The sequence below is a fragment of the Bradyrhizobium sp. BRP22 genome (genome assembly GCF_020194175.1).
GTDB lineage: Bacteria > Pseudomonadota > Alphaproteobacteria > Rhizobiales > Xanthobacteraceae > Bradyrhizobium.
On the sequence record NZ_JADYVX010000008.1, the window covers coordinates 34,100 to 48,855 of the forward strand.

Annotated in this window: 15 protein-coding genes; 11 read left to right on the plus strand and 4 right to left on the minus strand. The window is 60.3% G+C overall.

The features are described from left to right. The first annotated feature begins 2 nt into the window (after window positions 1-2). The 7 genes from nadC to I6F35_RS13070 all read left to right on the plus strand — a co-directional run bounded on the left by nadC (window position 3) and on the right by I6F35_RS13070 (window position 6,225). Window positions 3-893, plus strand: coding sequence for a carboxylating nicotinate-nucleotide diphosphorylase (gene nadC, locus I6F35_RS13040; RefSeq protein ID WP_225118071.1), 891 nt, complete (start codon window positions 3-5; stop codon window positions 891-893). A gap of 47 nt (window positions 894-940) precedes the next feature. Next, the gene (locus tag I6F35_RS13045; RefSeq protein WP_225118072.1) at window positions 941-1,720 is read left to right on the plus strand and encodes a pyrimidine 5'-nucleotidase; all 780 of its coding nucleotides are present in this window, start codon (window positions 941-943) and stop codon (window positions 1,718-1,720) included. A 110-nt stretch (window positions 1,721-1,830) separates the two neighbouring features. Then, on the plus strand, window positions 1,831-2,964 hold the full coding sequence (locus I6F35_RS13050) for an ABC transporter substrate-binding protein (RefSeq protein WP_225118073.1): 1,134 nt from the start codon (window positions 1,831-1,833) through the stop codon (window positions 2,962-2,964). Between the two features lie 16 nt (window positions 2,965-2,980). Next, window positions 2,981-3,865, plus strand: a complete 885-nt coding sequence (locus tag I6F35_RS13055) for a branched-chain amino acid ABC transporter permease (protein ID WP_225118074.1) — start codon at window positions 2,981-2,983, stop codon at window positions 3,863-3,865. Continuing rightward, window positions 3,862-4,758, plus strand: coding sequence for a branched-chain amino acid ABC transporter permease (locus I6F35_RS13060; protein ID WP_225118075.1), 897 nt, complete (start codon window positions 3,862-3,864; stop codon window positions 4,756-4,758). The genes I6F35_RS13055 and I6F35_RS13060 overlap by 4 nt, the downstream gene beginning before the upstream one ends. Next, entirely contained in the window at window positions 4,755-5,528 is a 774-nt protein-coding gene (locus I6F35_RS13065; RefSeq protein ID WP_225118076.1) for an ABC transporter ATP-binding protein, read from the plus strand. The genes I6F35_RS13060 and I6F35_RS13065 overlap by 4 nt, the downstream gene beginning before the upstream one ends. Further along, window positions 5,521-6,225 (plus strand): ABC transporter ATP-binding protein, encoded by a 705-nt coding sequence (locus I6F35_RS13070; protein WP_225118077.1) that lies wholly within the window; start codon window positions 5,521-5,523, stop codon window positions 6,223-6,225. Before I6F35_RS13065 ends, I6F35_RS13070 begins: the two co-directional genes overlap by 8 nt. Here the strand turns inward: I6F35_RS13070 and I6F35_RS13075 are convergent. Continuing rightward, window positions 6,207-6,650, minus strand: a complete 444-nt coding sequence (locus tag I6F35_RS13075) for an IS66 family transposase (RefSeq protein WP_225118262.1) — start codon at window positions 6,648-6,650, stop codon at window positions 6,207-6,209. The genes I6F35_RS13070 and I6F35_RS13075 overlap by 19 nt on opposite strands. A 110-nt stretch (window positions 6,651-6,760) precedes the next feature. Beyond that, window positions 6,761-7,078 carry a hypothetical protein gene (locus tag I6F35_RS40480; RefSeq protein ID WP_346283160.1) on the minus strand — a complete coding sequence of 106 codons (318 nt, stop codon included), beginning with the start codon at window positions 7,076-7,078 and terminating at the stop codon, window positions 6,761-6,763. 4 nt (window positions 7,079-7,082) lie between these two features. Between I6F35_RS40480 and I6F35_RS13085 the strand changes: the two genes are divergently transcribed. Then, window positions 7,083-8,111: an ABC transporter permease gene (locus I6F35_RS13085; RefSeq protein ID WP_225118078.1), complete on the plus strand. Its 1,029-nt coding sequence runs from the start codon at window positions 7,083-7,085 to the stop codon at window positions 8,109-8,111. A gap of 136 nt (window positions 8,112-8,247) precedes the next feature. After that, a complete protein-coding gene (locus I6F35_RS13090) occupies window positions 8,248-8,463 on the plus strand; it encodes a tautomerase family protein (protein ID WP_225118079.1) in 216 nt (71 codons plus the stop codon). Between the two features lie 154 nt (window positions 8,464-8,617). Here the strand turns inward: I6F35_RS13090 and I6F35_RS13095 are convergent, their stop codons facing one another. Beyond that, a complete protein-coding gene (locus tag I6F35_RS13095) occupies window positions 8,618-9,631 on the minus strand; it encodes an integrase core domain-containing protein (RefSeq protein ID WP_225118080.1) in 1,014 nt (337 codons plus the stop codon). A 206-nt stretch (window positions 9,632-9,837) separates the two neighbouring features. Between I6F35_RS13095 and I6F35_RS13100 the strand changes: the two genes are divergently transcribed. After that, complete coding sequence (locus tag I6F35_RS13100; protein ID WP_225118081.1) at window positions 9,838-11,142, plus strand: polysaccharide biosynthesis/export family protein; 1,305 nt, start codon at window positions 9,838-9,840, stop codon at window positions 11,140-11,142. Window positions 11,143-12,308: 1,166 nt separating this feature from the next. On the opposite strand, the gene I6F35_RS13105 is transcribed toward I6F35_RS13100, so the two are convergent. Continuing rightward, window positions 12,309-12,983 (minus strand): sugar transferase, encoded by a 675-nt coding sequence (locus tag I6F35_RS13105; protein WP_225118082.1) that lies wholly within the window; start codon window positions 12,981-12,983, stop codon window positions 12,309-12,311. Window positions 12,984-13,616: 633 nt separating this feature from the next. Between I6F35_RS13105 and I6F35_RS13110 the strand changes: the two genes are divergently transcribed. Beyond that, a complete protein-coding gene (locus tag I6F35_RS13110; RefSeq protein WP_225118083.1) occupies window positions 13,617-14,582 on the plus strand; it encodes an IS110 family transposase in 966 nt (321 codons plus the stop codon). The last annotated feature ends 174 nt before the right edge of the window (window positions 14,583-14,756 follow it).

Here is a 14,756-nt window from a genome sequence, read left to right on the forward strand (position 1 = left end):
CGATGAAACTGAACCGCTTTATGATCCGGCCGCTTGTCGAGCAGGCGCTGCGCGAAGAGCTCGGGCCGGGTGACACCACCGGCGGCTTCCTGGTCGGCGAAGACCCGATCCAGACCGCCCAGATCTACGCCAAGGGCCACGGTATCGTCTGCGGCCTGCTGTTGGCCGATGAGACGATCAAGCAGATCGATCCCGATGCGCGGGTTGAACACGTCGTTCAGGACGGTGACAGCGTAAGCCCTGGTACCGTGTTGATGCGCATCCAGGCACGAGCCTCAACGTTCTTCATCATCGAGCGCAATTCGCTCGACTGGCTGCAGCAGATGTCAGGTATCGCGACCAAGACCCGCCGCTACGTCGACCTGGTCAAGCACACCAAGGTCCGCCTGACCGATACGCGCAAGGGATGGCCAGGGCTGCGGATGATCATGAAATACGCCGTCCGCGTCGGCGGCGCGCACAACCACATCTTTAGCCTCGCCAACTGCATCCTGGTCAAGGACAATCACATCAAGATCGCCGGCTCGATCACCAACACGATCGAGACGCTGCGCGCCACTGCCCAGCACACATTCAAGATCGAAGTCGAATGCGAAACGCTTGAGATGGTCGAGGAAGCGCTGTCATGTGGCGTCGAGATCATCATGTTCGACAACATGGATATCGACGAAATGCGCGATGGACTGAAGCTCGTCAACGGTCGCGCCATGACTGAGGCCTCGGGGGGCATCAACGAGCAGACGATCGTCCCGATCGCCGAGACCGGCGTCGACATCATTTCGGTGGGTGATCTCACCCATTCGATCCGCGCGCTGGATATCAGCCTTGATGTCAAGGACATCAAGCCGAGCGCCCATCGCACGATCAAACGGCTCAAAGAAGTCGTATCCTGAGGGGAGGGGACCAGCGATCACGTCGACTTCCTGCACTGAGTGATTTCATGATCGTCTCGGCAAGTACGAGGGAGGTTGAACGAAACGACGACAGGCGCGGGGCCTTCGCGCATGTCGAGAACTGGATCTTTGACCTCGACGACACACTGTATCCGCGCTCGCTCGGCCTGCACGAGCAGCTCAAGCGGCGCGTGGTGGCCTTCATCGCCGATCATGTAAAGGTTGACCCCGTCGCTGCCGAGGCCATACACCTCGCCTATTACGAGCGCTTCGGCTCGACGCTTCAGGGGATGGCCGAGCGGCACGGGGCGGCACCGCACGAATTCCTGGCGTTCGTGCACGATATCGACCTGTCGGCGCTGGTGCCAAACGAGCGCCTGATCTCGCGGCTCGCAGCGCTACCGGGAAAACGCATCGTCTTCACGAACGCATCACGTGACCACGCATTGGCGGCGCTCGCTGCGATGGGTCTGTCAGACGTTTTTGATGTCGTGGCCAGCATCGAAGACAACGGTTTTGTCGGAAAGCCGCACCCGAGTGCCTTTGAAAAGCTGTTCATCAGCCACGAGATCGATCCGGCAGCGTCGGCGATGTTCGAAGATCGTCCAGGCAATCTCGTCATCCCCCACGAGCTCGGCATGAAGACCGTGCTCGTCGTCGATCCGATCCTTCATCGCGATCCCTTAAGCGTGGGCTACGTCTCGAATCACATCGATGTCGTCGTGACAAATCTCGCGGCGTTTCTGGATGACCTGCAATTCAAGCACGAGTGCGGAAACAACAGCGCGCTGCGTGCGCGATGCATAGAAAATTGGTCCATTAAGTGAGCAGAGAATGTCTGATCTTTGTTCTCGCTCTCGAACAAAAGTCATGTAGCTTGTTTTGTAGTCGATCGCGCGTCGTTGCCGCGAAAGACAATACTTGAAGGGATGTGTCGATGAAGAGGTCGGTGTTTGCGTTGTTGCTTTCCGCGGTTGGTGCGATGGCATTTTCCAGCGCGGCGATGTCGGAAACGCTGGTCAATATCGGCATCGTGCAAGCGACATCGGGTGGCTCGGCCGCGCTGTACGGCGTGATGCAGAAGAACGGTGCGGAACTTGCGATCGAGGAGATCAATGCGTCAGGCAGGTTGGGTGACTACAAGCTCATCGGCATTCATCAGGACGACGCTGGAGACCGCGGTCAGTCGGTAAATATCTTTCAGCGCCTGATCAATCAGGAGAAGGTCGCGGTGATCCTCGGACCGACTCTTGCGACCTCCGCGTTCGCTGCCGATCCGCTGGCGCAAAAGGCCGGCGTGCCCGTCATCGCTAGCTCCAACACGGCACCGGGCATCACCGACATGGGGGACTACATCTTCCGCACCAGCCCGCCGGAATCGATGGTGTTCCCCGGCGTGCTGGCTTACGTGAAGAGGAAGTACGCGCCGAAGACGGCCGCGCAGATCTACGGCATCGATGACACGCTGATGAAGTCCGCCTACGCAGTCCACAAGAAGGCGCTGGAGTCCGAGGGCATCAAGATCGTCGCGACCGAGACCTTCCAGAAGGGCGATGTCGACTATTCGGCGCAACTCACCAAGATTAAGGCCGCCAACCCCGACATTCTGGTCATCGGCGGCCTCGCCGAGGAAACCGCAAACATCGTCCGCCAGGCCCGGCAACTCGGCATTCCGCCGTCGACAGGCATTCTTGGCGCCAACGCTGCGATTTCCAACAAGCTCGCCGAGCTCGCCGGTGATGCGGCGGACGGCTTCACCGTCGGTTCCGGCTGGTTCATTCAGTACGACAGCCCGAAGAACAAGGCCTTCGTCGCGGCCTATCGCAAGAAGTACAATTCCGATCCCGACAACTTCGCGGCCCAGGCCTATACATCGGTCTATATCGTTGCCGATGCGCTCAAGCGTGCCGGCGGCGTGTCGGACCTCAAGAAGCTGCGCGATGCCATCGCCGCGACAAAGGACCTCGAAGCCAACAACGGTAGCTTCTCGTTCGATGACCATCGGGAGCCGGCGGTGGCGCCGAAGGTCCTGGTGATGAAGGGCGGCAAGTTCATCCTGGCCGCCGACTGATCCGCCGCGATCTGCGATGTCGACCTTCTTCCAGCAGCTCGTCAACGGCATCTCGCTCGGATCCACCTATGCCGTGTTCGCGATGGGATGCACGCTGATTTTCGGCGTGCTGAACATCGTTAACATGGCGCAGGGCGCGTTCTTCATGGCCGGAGCGTATTTCGGCCTCGAGGCTGCACGGCTGGGCCTGCCGACGCCGCTGGCGCTGGTGGTTGCGCTGCTTGGTGGCGGTTTGCTCGGGATGCTGAGCGAGCTCGTGATCTTCCGCACGTTGCGGGCGCGCGGCGGACATCGATGGATGGGGTTGGTCGCCAGTCTCGCTCTCGCGCGCATGATGGTCGGATTGGCGCAGGAGATTTTCGGCACCCAGGTTCAGCGTTATCCAGCGAACGGTCTTCTACAGATCTCCTGGGAAATCGCCGATGTCAGGATTCAGTTGCTGCAGGTCGTGATCCTGGTCGTTTCGCTGCTGCTGATGGCGTTGCTAGCGTTCGTATTGCAGCGGAGCTCAACTGGGCGGGCGATCCGCACCGTGGCGTTCAGTGAGGATGTCGCACGGATCGTCGGCGTTCCGGTCGGCCGAACAATTCTGGCGACCTTCTTTCTTGCCGGAGCGCTCGCCGGTGCGGCGGGCATGCTGCTCGGCAATCTGTTCAACGTGGTTTCACCGTTCATGGGCGAGCAGATGCTGGTGAAGGGCCTCACCGTCATCATTATCGGCGGTCTCGGCAATGTACCGGGCGCAGTCGCCGGCGGCTTCATGCTCGGACTGATCGAGGTGTTCAGCGTTGCCTATGTGTCGTCCTCTTTCCGGGATGCGATCGGATTCGGGTTGATCTTCTTCATCTTGCTGGTCAAGCCAAACGGACTGTTCTCCGGATTCGAAGAGCGTCGCGCATGAATGCCTGGATCACCCAGTTTTTCGCGAGCTATTCGAATATCATCGATCTTTGCCTGCTCAATTCGCTGATCGCTTATGGCCTGTTTCTGGCGCTGAGTGCCAACATGTTCTCGCTGGCGACTGGCGGCTTCATGGCATTGGGAGCCTATTGCAGTGTCTATTGCACGATGGTGCTCGGCCTCTCGTTCGCACCGGCGGTGTTCGCCGGCGCACTGCTTGCTGCCCTCGCAGCCGCAGCGATCGGAGTGCCAGTACTTCGTCTGCGCGGCGACTACTTCATGCTGGCGACATTCGCGTTCACCGAAGTGACACGCGTCGTCGCATTGAATTGGGAAAGCGTCACGGGAGGCGCCATCGGCATCTTCAGCATTCCGCGCTACACCGAGACGTGGCACCTCGTGCTTGCAGTCGCTGTCGTCGTTTACATCGCTCACACCCTGCGACGTTCCTATTTCGGCCGGGCGATCGCCGCCATCAAGCAGGACGACGTGGTCGCCCAGTCAATGGGCGTCAACGTGTTCGCGCATCGCCTTGCCCTGTTCATTGCCAGCGGCTTCATCTGCGGTGCGGGAGGCGCGCTGGCCGCGCACCTCAATTATTTTATTGGGCCGGGCGATTTCGGTTTGGCGCGCAGCGTTGATGCGTTGACCTATCCGATCCTCGGTGGAGTCAATGCGCTCGCCGGTCCGCTGGTCGGCGCCATCTTCACGACTCTGCTGCCGGAGGTGCTGCGGTTCTCGAATCAATTGCGCGAGATCCTGATGGGTGCGCTGGTCGTAGCAATCGTGCTCTATCTGCCGGGCGGTGCGATGTCGATCCTGAAGCTGCGCTGGCCCGGAGCGACGGCGCGGGAGACAAAGCTCGCGGCAGCGACCGAGCAGGCGCAGTCATGATCGGCGCCAAACTCGAAGTCTGGCAAATCGCGAAGCGCTTCCAGGGGATCGTGGCGGTCGACAGCATCTCTTTTGTCGCCGGAGCAGGGCGGGTCACCGGCCTGATCGGACCGAACGGCTCCGGCAAGACCACCACGATGAACATGATCACCGGGCTGTATCCGGCCGATGCAGGCCGGATTGTGCTCGATGGTGTTCCGCTGAACGGCCGGCCGCCGCATCAGGTGGCCGCGCGCGGCGTGGCGCGCACGTTTCAGAACATCCGGCTCCTTGCCGGGCAGTCGGTGCTCGCCAATGTGATGCTCGGAACGCATCTCGGTCATCGCCAGGGCATTCTGGCGGTGCTGGCGCGCCTTCCGGGCGTCGCGCGCGAGGAGAGAGAGGCGGAGGGCCGCTGCCTCTCGCTGCTCGATGAGGTCGGCATTGGCCATCTTGCCAGGGTGCCCGCCGGGGCTCTTTCCTATGGCGACCGGCGCCGCGTCGAGATCTCTCGCGCGCTGGCAGCACGGCCGCGGCTGCTGTTGCTCGACGAGCCGGCGGCCGGCATGAATCATTCCGAGAAGGAACAACTCGGTGATCTGATCCTGCAGATCAGCGCATCCGGCGTCACGGTTCTGCTGATCGAACACGACATCGACCTCGTTTCCAGGGTGAGCGATCACATCGTCTGCCTGAACTTCGGCCGTGAGATCGCCGAGGGGACCCCCGCGGAGGTCCGCAGCAGTCCGGCTGTCATCGAAGCTTATCTGGGGCGCGACGAGGATGCTTGAGCTTCGCAAGCTCTGTGTCGGCTACGGCCCGATCGACGTCCTGAAAGGCATTTCGCTGTCCGTCCCCACCGGATCCTGCGTCTGCCTGATCGGTGCCAACGGCGCGGGCAAGACCACCACCTTGTCGGCGATCTGTGGGCTGGTCGCAGCATCATCGGGCGACATCCTGTTCGAAGGCCAGCCGATCCACTGCGTCGCCGCCGACGTCATTGTCCGACGGGGCGTCAGTCTGGTGCCGGAAGGCCGCCGGGTGGTGTCGAACATGAGTGTCGAGGACAATCTGCTGGTTGGGGCCTATACGCGACGGGACGACAAGATCGGCGTCGATCTCGAAAGCGTGTATCGTCGCTTCGGCCGCCTGCGTGAACGGCGCAAGCAATTCGCCGGCCAGATGTCCGGCGGTGAGCAGCAGATGCTGGCGATCGGCCGTGCGCTGATGGCGCGCCCGAGATTGTTGCTGCTGGACGAGCCGTCAATGGGCCTCGCGCCGCAGATTGTTAACGACATCTTTCGTACCATTCGCGAGATCAACGCGGCCGGCACGACAGTGCTGCTGGTGGAGCAGAACGCACGCAAAGCGCTCTCGATCGCCAGCTACGGCTATGTACTCGAGTCCGGCAGGATCAATTCGGAAGGCAAGGCAGGTGACCTGCTGAAGTCACCGCAAATCGTCGCCGCTTATCTTGGCGGTGCGTAGATATGGCTCGCGAATGTCCGGCAGATCCGCCCACGCGCTGACAACAATTCAAGTACGCGATGCCAGATGTCACCCGACGATCCTGTGCGACGACAGCTGAACCTGGGGCCCCACTGTATCTTCGATCGGAGCTGCCGCAATACGAAGCAATCGGCGGCCAGCTCAATCTTCACCTTCGCCGTATGCATCGGACGACGGCGCCGGTTAGGTGCCTTAGGCGGATGGTTGGTTGTCCTTAAGTAGCGTGACGGACGTTCGGAGGGCCGGCCGCCCTCATCAAAACCGGCGAGGCTCCAGTTTCTTCTTCCTATGGCGACCGTCCGTAGCTCGCGTTCGGCGGCATTGTTCGACATGCAAGGGCGCTCGGCATCGAGGAAGCGGAGGAATGCATCCCAGCGGCGGAGGCAGTAATTGGTCGCCTTGATCGTGTCGTTGGGCGCGCTGCTCGCATAGCCAGCTCTGCAGCTCGGTGATCAAGGGGCGACTACGGTCCTGGCGCACGCGCCGACGCTCTTGCTACGCCAGACCGTTGATCTCACGTTTGAGGGCGAACAGCAATCAGCAGAAGGTTCTGTTCGGAAAGGGACTCGGCCGGGACCGCAGAATCTACATATTCGATGAGCCGACCATCGGCGTCGATATGGGCACGCGCCACCAGCTCTAGCTCCTGATCCGCGATCTCGCCGAAGCCGGCAAGGCGGTAGTCGTCATCTCCTCTGATCTGCCGGAGGTGATGCATCTGGCGCACCGGCTTCTCGTGTTTTCGAACGGAAAGATTTCGGCCGAGCTCGAGGGAGGAGACCTCGTCGAGGAGGTCGTGCTTCCTCATTTTTTCACGAATTTCAAGGGCCAAGCTAATGAACGCGCCTGACGCAGTGAATAGCGCAGCGACCGGTCTGTCCGCGATCGGGGCCTTAAGAACTCTGTTTCTCAGAGTCGGCGTGCTGCCGTTCTTTTTGGCCGTCGCCTTGATTGTGTTTTCGCTTGTTTCGGGTCATTTCCTGACCGTCAACAATATGACCAATGTGGCGCGGCAATCGGTCTATCTGATCTTGGTATCACTCGGACAAATGGTGGTGCTGATCACCGGTGGGTTCGATCTCGCGGTTGGTACGGCCATCGCACTCACCTCCGTCGTTAGTGCGCTCGCCATGGTGGCGATGGCTGGAATGATGCCGGATCACATCTGGCTGGTGATCGTCCTTGGTAGTCTCGCAGGAATGGGCGCCGCGCAGGCGATCGGCTGTATCAATGGCCTCGGCATCGCGCAGTTCAATGTCTCGCCGTTCATCATGACGCTTGGCGTACAGTCCGTCGGCGCCGGGCTGGCGCTCTATCTGACCGGCGGCGTGCCGGTGTCGCGCCTGCCTGTCGCATTCGGCAACACGTTCGGCTTCGGCCGCATCGTAGGTGTGCCGGTTCCGGTCGTCGTCGCGTTGACGGCTATTCTTGTGACCTGGGTCATGATGAACCGCACCCGGCTTGGTGCGCACATCTACGCGGTCGGCGGCAACATCAAGGCTGCCCATCTGTCGGGCGTCGACACTAAGAAGGTGTTGTTCCTAGCTTACGTATTCAGCGCAATGCTCGCGTCGATTACCGGTCTACTGCTGACAGCCCGCGTCGAGTCCGGAGAGAACAACTTGGGTGGGTCGATGGCGCTGGAGTCGATTGCCGCTTGCGTCATCGCCGGCGTATCGCTCCGCGGGGGCATCGGCCGCGTCGACAGCGTCGTGCTCGGCGCGTTCTTCATCTCCCTCGTCCAGAACGGCATGAACATCGCCCAGATCGGCTCGTACCTGCAGATGGTGCTGCTCGGTGGGTTGCTCATCCTGGCGGTGATCATCGACCAGTTCCGCTATCGCATGCTGGTCGGCTCCGCATGAGCGCGGCTCACTCTGGTATCCGAACGCACTCGTGGGTCGCGCTCGGCCATCCCAAACCGCACGATATGCTCATTGTGTTGGCGTCTGGTTCAGCGATCCCTCGGTAAAATCCATCCACCAACACGTAGGAGAAGATATGCCTTTCATTCGTATCGACTGGTTTCCGGGGCGGACTATCGAACAGAAGCGCGAGCTTGCGGAGGTCTTGACCCGTGAATTCGCGCGCATCGCGAAGTGCAGGCCCGAGACAATCAACTTCATCTTCACGGAAGTCTCGCGCGAAGATTGGGGTCGCAACGGCAATCTTTTCTGCGACGCCTATGAATACGAGAATGATCCGAATGCGGGCTGACATGCGGTCGCAACGAAGAAGTGCCCTCATCCTTGTGCTTAGTACCTCGTCATCAGTGGGCTACGCTTCGATCGTTATCGGAACGCGACGGATATATCAGGCAACCAGGAGGGAGTGCCATTGACCCATTCAAAGGTGTGTCTATACCGAAAACCTAAGCTCGAGCGTAGTGGTGGTGAAGTCCGCCAAGGATGGCGTGTGATTTAATGCTTCCGGTCCGCTGAACCGGGCGAGCAACCGGCGCGTCTTTGTCCAACGACCGGTGCGTTCGGATGTCGTTGTAATAGCGTGCGTGGGATCGCAAAATCCGTCGTAGATGCGTCTCACCAAAGACGATGATGTGATCTAAGCACTCGCGGCGGATCGATCCGATCAACCGTTCGGCAACTCCATTCTGCCACGGCGAGGCCGGTGCAGTAGGCCTGTCGCGGATGCCCATGGAGCGCATTCGGCGCGTGACGACGCTGCTATAGATCCGGTCGTGATCCCGGATGAGGTAGCGCGGAGCGTCATCCCAGGGAAATGCCTCCGTGATTTGACGTGCAACCCATTCGGCCGTCGGATGTGCTGTGACGTTGATCCAAACGAGGGCTCTGCGATCGAGCCGGACGATGACGAGAGCATAGAGCAGCTCGAAACGATCGTTGGAACGACGAACAAGTCCATGGCGGCAATGTCCGGCGCGTGGCTGCGCAAAGGTCCGCCATCCCTGGCTGGGCGGCCCGCGTCGCCTGACCATGTACTTAGCGACGCTCGACTGCGCGACCTCAAACCCGAGCTTCAGCAGTTCGCCGTGGATGCGCGGCGCGCCCCAAAGCGGATTTTCGATGTTGATCCGCCGGATCAACACGCGCAGTTCGGTGTCGATCTGCGGTCGGCCTCCCGAAGACCGTGACTTCCAACGCCAGTAGCAGCGAAAACCAGTCCTGTGCCAACGCCCGAGGGTCTCGGGGCGGACGATCGTGAGGACGGACGAGATTGATGGAAACCAACGATACAGCTGGACAAAGAACCAGCGGTCATGGTTCGTGAGCCGGACGCGACCCTGCAGTCTCCGCCGCAAGACCATCAACTGATGTCGCAGCGCCGCGTTCTCAGCTTCACGCTGCAACCTCGACTTGAACGGCGAGGTCACGACGGCCAGCACGAAACCAAGAAGCCCGATCATCCCGCTTAGCCGAATCCGTCACATCATCAACTCGGACAAGGTTTTCGGTACACACAGCCCCCAACTGAAGCGGATTCGATGCCCGTCCAGGATCGGCGCCTGGCGGGTCCCACTTCGCCGTGTTGCATATAGGCAACAAGCACCAGTTGCGTTCAGGTTAATGCGATGATTCGGTGGCCTGGATCGCGCATTAATGTACCTTACCTATGCTGGACGATTTGGGGACATTAATCATTATCGCGCAGCAAACATGCGGGAGGATCGTTGTTGGTCTCCTGGCACTCTCTTGTGCCGGGTGCATTATCACGCCTGGATCCGGCCCGTTAGCGACAGATGTTCGAACGGCGTCGGAAGGACTTGAGCCTGCCGCTCTCCCCTATGCTCTGGTCAAGCTGACGCCGGAGGTTGTCGAAGTCCTCGGTCGCTATACGCCGAGGCTGTCGTCGGCCTTTGCCGACAGGGCGCCGACGAAGGCGTTCCGCTTCGGCATAGGCGACACGGTCAGCATCACCATATTCGAGTCCGCAGCCGGCGGCCTGTTTACATCGGACGCGGGCGTCCGCGCTGGCAACTTCGTCACGGTTCCAAACCAGGCGGTGGACGACAAGGGCTATATCGCCGTTCCGTACGCCGGCACGCTCCGGGCGCTGGGCCGCACCCCCTCGGAGATCCGGGATGACATCGTGGACCGGCTCAAGGGCCGAGCCCTCGAACCGCAGGTCGTCGTGGCCGTGGCCGAGCAGAACACGTCCCTGGTCAGCGTCCTCGGCGACGTGCGCGCGGCCGGCCGCTTTCGTGCGAGCCCGGCCCCCGAGCGCATCATCGACGCCATCGCCCGCGCCGGCGGACCTATCACGCACGGCTATGACATCTGGGTGTCGCTCGAGCGCAAGGGGCTCCGCGCGAGCGTCCCGTTCGGCGCATTGATGTACGAGCCTTCCAACAACATCTACGTACTGCCGAACGACGTCATCTATCTTTACAGCCAGCCGCAGACCTTCGTCGCGTTCGGTGCATCCGGCCTTCAGGGGCAATTCAAGTTCGATGCGTGGCGCATCTCGCTGGCCGAGGCGGTCGGCAAACAGGGTGGCATGAACGATGGATTGGCCGATCCGTCGTCGGTGTTCCTGTATCGGGGCGAGACGCGCGAAGTGGCCAAGCAACTGGGCGTCGACTGCACGCCGTTTAAGGGCCCGATCATTCCGATCATCTATCTGATCAATTTCCGCGATCCCTCGGGTTATTTCCTCGCTCAAACCTTTGAGATGCGGAACAAGGATGTCATCTACACATCCAACTCTGCTGCGGTCGAGACCACCAAGTTCCTGAATTTCCTGCGAACGATCATGGCCACGGTAAACGATCCGATCATCTACGCGACCAACGCCTACGCACTCAAGGCCGCCACTGCGGGCACCGGATCAACCACGATCATCACGACGCCCCAACCGATTACCACGACACCGATTACCACGACACCCCAACCGGTTATCGGGGCAGCCGCTCCCTAGTTGCGCGTCCGCGCCGCCGACGCGCATCATCTCCAGCGAGAAGATCTAGCTCGAGGCGCACGCGAGTTCGGACACACCAAGTCGCGCGCCGCTCTTCCGAGACAGCAAATAGCACCCTTGCTGCCAAGGCACCTGGATGCGGACGCGCGGTGGACACCCGAGCCGCTCCGGGCGTCCGAACATGGTGCGCTGTGGAAGGAAACATCCCATTTAATACATTTAATTTTCGCCATCGCCGTCGCCCGGCTAATTCGATTATTAAACATTAATAGTCAAGACGGCCACCCTTGGTAGCTGCAGGCATCGGGCGGACCTTGCAGCTCAAACCTTCTGACGTGCCCGGCGAACTTCGAGATGTGAAGGACCGCATACACCGTCTCGAAGACGTCGCATATTACGCTGCTCTGCTCCCGTACCGTAGCCCACATGCTCATCGCGCGCATCGAGATGACGCGCTTCTTCGTCATCGTCGTCGAATCCGATACTGCTGTCGTGGCCGTTGACGTCGCGCTTAGTTGCTGGCTTGAAAGTCACCCGGAGCTTACCGCAAGTTGCCGTTGCCGCCACGCGTCGACGTGCTAACATGAAACGGATTAGAGATTGCCTTTCGTCGGGCTTTTAGCTGGCGAACCTGCCGCCGGGTCATACTCCGTTCGGTGGGATCTTTTTGGTTGGATGATACTTGATCCAGATGAGCGCGATCTTTTGAGTGGCGGGACCGTCCCGGCGTGGGCCGAGATTTGGCATTTGTGTTTTGCTCTACTCCCTCGTCGATCAACTACGGGCGAGTTGGTGAGCGGCCTGGTGTGGCGTCGCCACGACGGGCGCCGTTGGATCTATAGGCGTTTCACGGATTGCGCACTACCGGCAACGAGAAAGACCAACTGACCTGTAATGCGCAGTTCACGTTTTCGGGTGTGCAGCAATCGTGCCTGAGAGCGGCAGGATATCGCGAAACCTGCAAATCATGCGCTGGAAATCGACGTTCGTCACGTCGGAGCAGCGGATGTCGCGTGCGGAGCTGAGCGGACGGGTGCAGAGATGCGAGAAGGGGCGAGGCCAGCCGGTCGCAGACTTCGGGCACCTTCATCCCGACGGGCGACGCAGGAGGCGCCGACTCGCATGTTTAGTCCGCCTGCGCCGTGAGTGGTCAGCTCCTCACCTGTTCAATAAGCGCTATGGGCCAATAGGAGCGATGGGATCGTTACTACCAATATCTTGGCGTCGAGTGTCATCGACCAATTTCGCGCATAGAACGCATCGCACATGATGCGTTTGTTGTAACTCGTCGTACTCCGACCGCTAACTTGCCACAGGCCGGTAATTCCCGGCCGGCATGCAATGTAATCCTCCATGCGGCTCGAGTATAGGATCAATTCCTCGTCCGTGACAGGACGGGGTCCGACAATGCTCATGTCGCCTTTCAGCACATTGAACAACTGAGGTAACTCATCGAGGCTGGATTTGCGCAATATCGTCCCGACGGCGGTTACGCGTGGATCGAATCGCAGCTTGTGATTGGTTGCCCACTCTGCAGCGGTCATTGGATCAGATATGAGTAGCTGGCGCAGCCGCTCCGGAGCATCGGTGACCATCGTGCGGAATTTCAGACACTCGAAATGCCTACCGTTGTATCCGACGCGTCGATGACGAAACAGCGCCGGCCCAGATGAACTGAGATGAACCGCGACGAAGCAGATGATCAGCAGAGGCGCCAGCAAGACGATTCCCAAAAGCGCTAAGACAATATCGACTATCCTTTTGGGAATTAATCCGACGGGACCTGCTGAACGCACTGAAGCAAATTGCAACTTGTTACGCGTGTCGGCCAAGCTGTTCATCTTGGTACTCCAAGAATTAATATCCGGAACAGAGACCTTCCAACCTTAAAACAGAGACCTTCCAACTTTAACTGTCTATTAATCTTAGCAGCGTCTTGGCGGTTGTACAATTCTGCAAGCTCTCGGTAGGCAGGCATTCACCCAGTTCGCCAAACCTTCCTCCGTTGCCGGAACTACGCTGCGTGAATGAAGACGGGACGCGCTGAATCCCTATGAAAAATCAAGTTAGTAGATGACTGTGAAGCAGTGAGGCCTGCACGATTGCTCAGTTTCATCACCGCAGAAAACTCGCGATGTTCCTCACCGCCTCCAACGAGCGAAGCCTTCTGTTTAAACGATAACTCCTTACTGAAGATCGAGTCTTGCTGAAGGTCGAGTCATGCATCTCGCGGAACGGCAGCTTCGCCTTCCTGTTCTCGGAAGGGACAGGAGCTAATTTCTGCTCTTGTGTCCGCAGAATCTGCCAGAATGTGCGAACGGGCGGTTCCGACCAACCGCCCGTCGCTGGATCTGAGCCCGATCGTGCTCAAAGGCCCTGAGAGCCTGTCGGGGAGCGTGGGACAGATCCGGTGTCTTCCTCAACCCGAACAGTTGTATGGGCTGCGAGCCCGGACCGAGCGAGGAAGGGCGTGGATGATGGCACAGAATGAGGTTGGTATCGCCGGCATCGATGTGGCCAAGGACAAGGTGGACGCGTGCCTTCGCGCGTTGTCTCAACGGCAGACGTTTGCGAGCACCGCGGAGGGACGGCGCGCGCTGATCCGCTGGCTGCGCAAGCACAAGGTCGGCAAGGCCGCCATGGAGGCCTCCGGCGGCTACGAGCGGGACTGGGTCAAGGCGCTGCGCGCGGCCGGCATCGACGTCCGGATCGTCGACCCGAAGCGGGTGCGCAGCTTCGCCCGATCGGCGGGACGGTTCGCCAAGAATGATCCGATCGATGCGGAGATGATCGCCTGGTTCGCCGAGACCTTCACCGACGCGCCGGGCCAAGCCGGCGATGCAGCCCGCGAGCAGCTGGCGCAGATCGTGAATGCGCGTCAAAGCCTGCTCGACCTGCAGACCAGCCTGCAAAACAGGAGCGAGCACGCCGCACCAGAGGTCGTGCAGAAAATGCAAGCGCGGCTTTTGAAGAAGATCGCCAGTGAAGTTGCCAAGCTCGAGAGCGCGATCGCAGCCATGGTCAAGGCGACGGCGCATTTTGCCGAACTCGCCGAGATCATCGAGAGCGTGCCGGGACTTGGCAAGATCACATCCGCCGGCCTGATCGCGGCAATGCCGGAACTGGGCCAGGTGAGCGACAATGTCGTCGCCGCCGCCTTGCTGGATGTGGCCCCTTACGATGACGATAGCGGAAAACGGCGGGGCAACCGCCACATCAAGGGCGGACGCCGCAAGGTCCGCAATCTCTTCTACATGGCCTGTCTCGGGGCCGCGACCCGGCACAATCCCGTGCTCAAGGCCTTCTATGATCGGCTGATCGCCAGGGGCAAGGAGCCGAAGGTCGCGCTCACCGCCTGCATGCGCAAGCTGATTGTCATCCTCAACACCATGATTGCGCGCCGGCGGACGTGGGATCCGACGTTCTCTGCCATGAGCTGACGGAGCGCGCGCGGTCCTCCGGCCGATCGCCGGTCTAACAACACAGTTGCTTCCCGCTGGACGCGAATTTCGTCGGAGGGGCGGCTCGCATTCTCCACGCACTGCTGCCACCCCTCACGCCTAAGCGCCGATCCAGGAATGCCAACCGGCTTCTCCCAGAAGCAGCACCTCTGC